Below are 6,236 nucleotides of genomic sequence, written 5' to 3'. Positions count from 1 at the left end.
CATGGTGGTAGATTACCTTTCTTCCCAGCCCGACTAGGCTGGATATCAGGTGTCCACCAAAAGGGGGTCAGGTCCCCTACTACCACGGGTTTCTGCTACACTGTGGATTTACCGTGTTAAGGCCAGGTATATGCTTCCAAAGCATATTGAAGTGTTCCAGGTTTTGTTCCGTTTGAGTAGATGGGAAAATCTGGAATATGCCAAGGAAATTTGACCAGGATGCCAAGGACCGAGTGGTCCGTCTCGTGGAAGACCGCATCGTGGCGGAAAATATGTCGATGCACCCCGCGTGCCAGGCAGTAGCTGCAAAACTGGGGGTTTCATGGCACACGGCTCGTCAATGGACTCAACAGGCCCGCCGTTCGGGAAACATCCCAGAACCTGTGCCTGAAGATTTGGCCGCCGAAAACGCCAGGCTACGCCGCGAAAATCACCAGCTTCGAGATACCAACGAGTTGTTGAAGGCTGCCTCGGCTTTTTTCGCGTCGGAACTCGACCCGAAACGTTAAGAAATGATCCGGTTCATCGATAAATACCGGAATCGTTTCTCTGTCGAGTTCATTTGTAAGACGTTGAAAAATAGCCGAACTGGTGGGTTTATCACCTCGCGTGGTTATCGCCAGTCAAAGGCCCGTGGATTAAGTGCTCGTCGCCTTCGTGATGCTGTTCTAGTTGAACGCATTAGTGCTGTTCATCGGGATAATTACGGTGTTTACGGCGTGCGGAAAATGTGGCATACGCTTCACCGTGACGGAATAGATATCGGCCGTGAGCAAACCGCCCGGCTGATGCGCCTGGCTGGTGTTTCTGGCAAAGGCACAGGCGGATCACCGATTACAACCCGAAAAGCTAACGTGCCTGATCTGCGCCCGGACTTGGTTGAGCGTGAATTCAAAGCTCAGGGCCCGAACAAGCTGTGGGTGGCCGACATTACGTATGTGCGCACGAAGAAAGGCTTTGTCTACGCCGCGTTTGTCACCGACGTTTACTCCCGACGGATCGTTGCGTGGGCGTTATCAGATTCGATGCGGACGGAAGCACTGCCACTGCAAGCTCTTAACCAGGCAATCGTGTGTGCTGAGGAAACAACAGGTCTCATTCACCATTCGGATCACGGATCGCAGTATGTCAGCGTGGTCTACAACGAGCGACTTGCCCAGCATGGCATTATCGCTTCCACCGGGACTGTTGGTGATTCTTATGACAATGCTCTGGCTGAAAACGTTAATGGTTCCTACAAGAACGAGCTGATTCATACCCGCAGGTGGGATGATGTTGTCGAGGTAGAAATCGCGACGTTCGAGTAGGTGTCATGGTGGAACGAGTCAAGGCTCCACCAGGCCTTGGGATACCGAACCCCGGTAGAGGTCGAAACCGAATTTTGGAAGCAGAACTCGCCACGGGCAATAATAGAGATCAAGGCAAATGCCTAGGAACACAACCTGGGGCGCTTCATTCCTTTCGGTATCGGGGCATCGGCAAGCGTGGGTAGATACGGTATAAAACAGGTTTTGTAGTGCTGATTTGTGCTGTTTCGGGGCGGCTGTGTAAAGTAACTACCCGTGCCCAAGGGGCACAAAAACTGACAATGGCCTTGTGGCGCAGTTGGTTAGCGCGCCGCCCTGTCACGGCGGAGGTCGCGGGTTCAAGTCCCGTCAAGGTCGCGGAAACCCTCGGGTTTCTGGCCAGATAGCTCAGTCGGTAGAGCACACGCCTGAAAAGTGTGGGGTCGCCAGTTCGATCCTGGCTCTGGCCACAACTATGGTCCCTCCTTATTATCAAGGAGGGACCATTTTTGGTTTAATGGGGGACATGGAAAAAGCAGTTTCTCATCAGACCGATTTGTCCCGTTTCGTGCTTACCGTTGACGGTGTGGAAGCAGGAATCTGCGAATATGTAGATTCCGGCGATACCCGCGAGTTCAACCACACGGTCATCGGGGATGACTTCCGCGGACAGGGCCTGTCCTCGCCGTTGATTAAGGCGGCCCTCGATGAAACTCGGGCTGCCGGCATGAAGGTCATCGCCACCTGCTCTGCCGTGGCGCACTTTATGGACAAGAACCCCGAATACCAGGACCTGCTGCGCGGTTAAGCACAGCAAAAAGCGGCCCACACAAGCCTGTGGGCCGCTTTTAGTCTATTTAGATGTAGTAGTCCGGATCCACGAGCTTGACCCGCTCATGCCTATTTGAAGGCCGATTCTTGGCGGGAATGCCCACCGCGATGTGATCAGCCGGTACGTCCTTCGTTACAACGGCATTGGCACCGATGGCGGAACCGGCACCGATGGTGATGGGCCCTAAGACCTTAGCGCCCGCGCCGATGGTGACGTTATCTTCCACTGTGGGGTGGCGCTTGGTCTGGGTGAGCACCTGACCGCCGAGCGTCACGCCGTGGTAGAGCATCACGCCGTCACCAATTTCCGCGGTTTCGCCGATGACAATGCCCATCCCGTGGTCGATAAAGAAGCGGCGCCCGATGGTGGCGCCTGGGTGGATCTCGATGCCGGTAAAAAAGCGGTTAATCTGGGACAGGATGCGCGCAGGGCCCCGCAGGCCGCGCTTCCACAGCCAGTGGGAGACGCGGTGCGACCAGATGGCGTGCAGGCCGGAATAGACGATCGCATTTTCAACGTCGCCGCGGGCGGCTGGGTCATGGTCCCGGGCATTGGCTAAATCTTCGCGGATATATTTAATAATGCTCATGGGGACTATAGTACTGGTCACAAAAAGGCACCCGCCAAGCTTGACGGGTGCCTTTTATTCACGGACTAGGCTGCGGGGCTAATTATGCCTCGCGGATGTCCTCGAAAAGAACGGTGGAAACGTAGCGCTCACCAAAGTCCGGCAGGACAACGACGATGGTCTTGCCCTCGAATTCGGGGCGCTCAGCCAGCTTCAGTGCAGCCGAGAGGTTTGCACCGGCGGAAATACCAACCAGCAGGCCCTCTTCGGTAGCAAGGGCGCGAGAGAGCTTGATGGACTCCTCGAGGGAGGCGGTCAAAACCTCATCCAGCTGCTCGCGGTCGAGCACGTCCGGTACGAAGTTGGCGCCCAAGCCCTGGATCTTGTGTGGGCCTGCCTGGCCCTCAGACAGCACAGGGGAGTCAGCTGGTTCAACGGCAGCGAGGTAAACGTCTGGGTTCTTGGACTTCAGGTAGCGGCCTGCACCGGTGACGGTGCCGCCGGTGCCGACGCCTGCGACGAAGGCATCGACATTGCCCTCGGCGTCGTCCCAGATCTCCGGGCCGGTGGTGGCCTCGTGGATCTTGGGGTTGGCCTCGTTAGCGAACTGGGAAGCCAGGATGGCGTTGCCGCGCTCGGCGACGATCTCGTTGGCCTTGTCAACCGCACCCTGCATGCCGGCAGCGCCCGGGGTCAGGATGATTTCTGCACCGTATGCGCGAAGCAGGACCTTGCGCTCATTGGACATGGTCTCTGGCATGGTGAGGACAACGTCGTAGCCCAAGGTCGCGCCGGCCAGTGCCAGAGCAATGCCGGTGTTACCGGAGGTAGCTTCAACGATGGTGCCGCCCGGCTTCAGGTCACCGGACTCCTCGGCGGCCTTGATGATGGCCAGACCGATGCGGTCCTTAACGGAGTTACCAGGGTTAAAGGACTCCACCTTGGCCAGCACGGTGGCACCCTTGCCCTCTGCCAAGCGGTTGATGCGGATGAGTGGGGTACCGCCGATGGTCTCTAGGACATTGTTGTAAATAGCCATTTATTAGGACTCCTTTGGGAATCGTATTCGTGGTCAAATCAGGTACAAGCGCAAGGATACACTATTTAAGTAGACAGAGTGGTATATTTATTACAGACTACCCATTCGGGCATGAAATGTGGGATTCGCGGCCGTGGAGGCAAAGGGGCGATTTCGAATTACCCCCACTTGCTGTCTATAATTCCACGTAGTTACCCGCTGCTCCCCAAGTTTTCGGGGATATCGGGTGCACCTACTTGGTTACCCCCGACGAGGAAAGAGTCTCATGGAGTCGCATCGCCTCAAAGATGATGAAGAATCCGTACGCGCGGCACTGTCGTCTCTCAAAACCGCCACCGGAATCCCAGTGACGATGTACGCAACATTATTGGCGGATAATCGCCTGCAAATTACCCAGTGGGTGGGTCTGCGTACACCGGCGCTGCAGAATCTGCTTATCGATGCCGGCGTGGGCGTCGGCGGGCGCGTCATCACCACCCGCCGCGCGGTGGGCGTATCGGACTACACGCGTGCCACCACCATTTCCCACGAGAACGACAGCGTGATCCAAGACGAAGGCCTGCACTCGATCGTTGCGGTACCGGTTACCGTGCAGCGTGAAATCCGAGGAGTGCTCTATGTTGGCGTGCACTCCCCAGTGCGCCTGGGGGATAAGGTCATCGAGGAAGTCACGATGACGGCGCGGACCCTGGAGCAAGACCTCGCGGTCAACTCCGCGATGCGCCGCGCCGATGGCGGAAAGGGGGGTGCCTCCCGCGGCCATGCCATGAACGGTGCGGAATGGGAACAGGTTCGTTCCACCCACTCCAAGCTGCGCATGCTGGCCAACCGCGTCGAGGACGAGGAATTGCGCAAGGAACTCGAGGCACTTTGTGATCAGATGGTCTCTCCTGTGCGCGTGAAGCAATCGACCAAGCTTTCAGCCCGCGAACTCGACGTCCTCTCCTGCGTGGCGCTCGGCCACACCAACGTGGAAGCGGCGGAAGAAATGGGGATTGGCGCCGAAACCGTCAAGTCCTACCTACGCTCCGTAATGCGCAAGTTGGGGGCACACACTCGCTACGAAGCCGTCAATGCCGCCCGCCGGATCGGCGCGTTGCCCTGATAACCGGTAGCGTATAAAGCTGTGAAAGATCAGTTTATTGTTTCCGGTGGTGCCCGCCTTGCAGGCACCGTCAAAGTAGATGGCGCCAAGAACAGCGTCCTTAAGCTCATGGCCGCCGCATTGCTGGCGGAGGGGACGACGACGCTGACCAATTGCCCAGAGATTCTGGACGTACCTTTGATGAAGAAGGTGCTCGAAGGCTTGGGCTGCGAGGTGACAATCGATGGCAGCACCGTCCGCATTACTACCCCCGCGACGCCGCAATCGAACGCGGACTTTGATGCGGTCCGCCAATTCAGGGCATCGGTATGCGTCTTAGGCCCACTGACCTCGCGCTGCGGGCATGCAAAGGTTGCGCTGCCCGGTGGTGACGCCATTGGCTCTCGCCCGCTCGATATGCACCAGACTGGCTTGGAGAAACTCGGCGCCACCACGCGCATTGAACACGGCGCCGTGGTCGCTGAAGCTTCCGAGCTTCGCGGCTCTAATATCCGCTTGGACTTTCCTTCCGTTGGTGCGACAGAAAACATCTTGACCGCCGCCGTCTTGGCCGAGGGCACTACTGTTCTCCACAATGCCGCCCGCGAGCCCGAGATCGTGGACCTGTGCGAGATGATGAAATCCATGGGCGCCAATATCGAAGGCGAAGGCACCTCCGAGGTCACCATCCACGGCGTGGACCGGCTTAACCCAACGGAGCACGAGGTCATCGGTGACCGCATCGTGGCCGGCACCTGGGCTTATGCCGCAGCCATGACACAAGGCGATATCACCGTCGGCGGCATTGCCCCGCGCCACCTGCACCTTCCGCTGGAAAAGCTGAAGTCCGCCGGCGCAGAGATTGAAACCTATGAAAACGGCTTCCGCGTGCGCATGGAAAAGCGCCCCACCGCGGTGGATTACCAGACGTTGCCTTTCCCAGGCTTTCCGACGGACCTCCAGCCCATGGCCATCGGCATTTCCGCCATCGCCGAAGGAACCACCGTGATCACGGAGAACGTCTTCGAATCCCGGTTCCGCTTCGTTGACGAGATGCTGCGCCTGGGTGCCGATGCCCAAGTAGATGGCCACCACGTGGTGGTGCGCGGTAAGGAACATCTTTCTTCTACGCACGTGTGGAGCTCCGATATTCGCGCCGGAGCCGGCCTGGTCCTCTCCGCGCTGTGCGCAGACGAAGCCACGACCGTTCACGATGTCTTCCATATTGACCGCGGCTATCCCCACTTTGTGGAGAACCTTTCGCGGCTTGGAGCCACCATCGAAAGGACGCAGGAAGAAGAACTCTTCTAAATTAACCTCTCCCCAGTACGCATTTTTACGGTGTGTGCTGGGGATTTGTGCGTTTCTTGGAGTGGGGTGTAGGTTTATCCAAGTCGCCGAGAGGTAGCCGGTTGGTTACTTTTGAG

6 protein-coding genes, 2 tRNA genes and 1 pseudogene are annotated in these 6,236 nt (G+C 57.7%); 7 read left to right on the top strand and 2 right to left on the bottom strand.

From position 1 onward, the window contains the following. Positions 1-130 precede the first annotated feature (130 nt). The 5 genes and pseudogenes from ABRP98_RS11345 to ABRP98_RS11325 all read left to right on the top strand — a co-directional run bounded on the left by ABRP98_RS11345 (position 131) and on the right by ABRP98_RS11325 (position 2,094). A pseudogene (locus ABRP98_RS11345) lies at positions 131-509 on the top strand (transposase). Positions 510-512: 3 nt separating this feature from the next. Then, positions 513-1,307 carry an IS3 family transposase gene (locus ABRP98_RS11340; protein ID WP_349859321.1) on the top strand — a complete coding sequence of 265 codons (795 nt, stop codon included), beginning with the start codon at positions 513-515 and terminating at the stop codon, positions 1,305-1,307. Positions 1,308-1,590: 283 nt separating this feature from the next. Then, positions 1,591-1,664, top strand: a tRNA-Asp gene (locus ABRP98_RS11335). A 19-nt stretch (positions 1,665-1,683) separates the two neighbouring features. After that, positions 1,684-1,756 (top strand) — tRNA-Phe (locus ABRP98_RS11330). Positions 1,757-1,812: 56 nt separating this feature from the next. Further along, the gene (locus ABRP98_RS11325; RefSeq protein ID WP_284770389.1) at positions 1,813-2,094 is read left to right on the top strand and encodes a GNAT family N-acetyltransferase; all 282 of its coding nucleotides are present in this window, start codon (positions 1,813-1,815) and stop codon (positions 2,092-2,094) included. 49 nt (positions 2,095-2,143) lie between these two features. Here the strand turns inward: ABRP98_RS11325 and epsC are convergent, their stop codons facing one another. Continuing rightward, entirely contained in the window at positions 2,144-2,707 is a 564-nt protein-coding gene (epsC, locus tag ABRP98_RS11320; protein WP_284770390.1) for a serine O-acetyltransferase EpsC, read from the bottom strand. Positions 2,708-2,789: 82 nt separating this feature from the next. Then, positions 2,790-3,725, bottom strand: a complete 936-nt coding sequence (cysK, locus tag ABRP98_RS11315) for a cysteine synthase A (protein ID WP_284852649.1) — start codon at positions 3,723-3,725, stop codon at positions 2,790-2,792. Positions 3,726-3,990: 265 nt separating this feature from the next. Between cysK and ramA the strand changes: the two genes are divergently transcribed. Then, positions 3,991-4,830: an acetate metabolism transcriptional regulator RamA gene (gene ramA, locus ABRP98_RS11310; protein ID WP_005279642.1), complete on the top strand. Its 840-nt coding sequence runs from the start codon at positions 3,991-3,993 to the stop codon at positions 4,828-4,830. A gap of 21 nt (positions 4,831-4,851) precedes the next feature. Then, positions 4,852-6,120 (top strand): UDP-N-acetylglucosamine 1-carboxyvinyltransferase, encoded by a 1,269-nt coding sequence (gene murA, locus ABRP98_RS11305; RefSeq protein ID WP_284852648.1) that lies wholly within the window; start codon positions 4,852-4,854, stop codon positions 6,118-6,120. Positions 6,121-6,236 lie beyond the last annotated feature (116 nt).

It is taken from the genome of Corynebacterium sp. KPL2838 (assembly GCF_040225455.1).
In the GTDB taxonomy this organism is placed as follows: domain Bacteria; phylum Actinomycetota; class Actinomycetes; order Mycobacteriales; family Mycobacteriaceae; genus Corynebacterium; species Corynebacterium rhinophilum.
This window is presented reverse-complemented; position numbering and strand designations above follow the sequence as displayed.

Coding starts and splice junctions, on each gene's coding strand:
- ABRP98_RS11340 (WP_349859321.1), top strand. CDS start 513: ATGATCCGGTTCATCGATAAATACCGGAATCGTTTCTCTGTCGAGTTC.
- ABRP98_RS11325 (WP_284770389.1), top strand. CDS start 1,813: ATGGAAAAAGCAGTTTCTCATCAGACCGATTTGTCCCGTTTCGTGCTT.
- epsC (WP_284770390.1), bottom strand. CDS start 2,707: ATGAGCATTATTAAATATATCCGCGAAGATTTAGCCAATGCCCGGGAC.
- cysK (WP_284852649.1), bottom strand. CDS start 3,725: ATGGCTATTTACAACAATGTCCTAGAGACCATCGGCGGTACCCCACTC.
- ramA (WP_005279642.1), top strand. CDS start 3,991: ATGGAGTCGCATCGCCTCAAAGATGATGAAGAATCCGTACGCGCGGCA.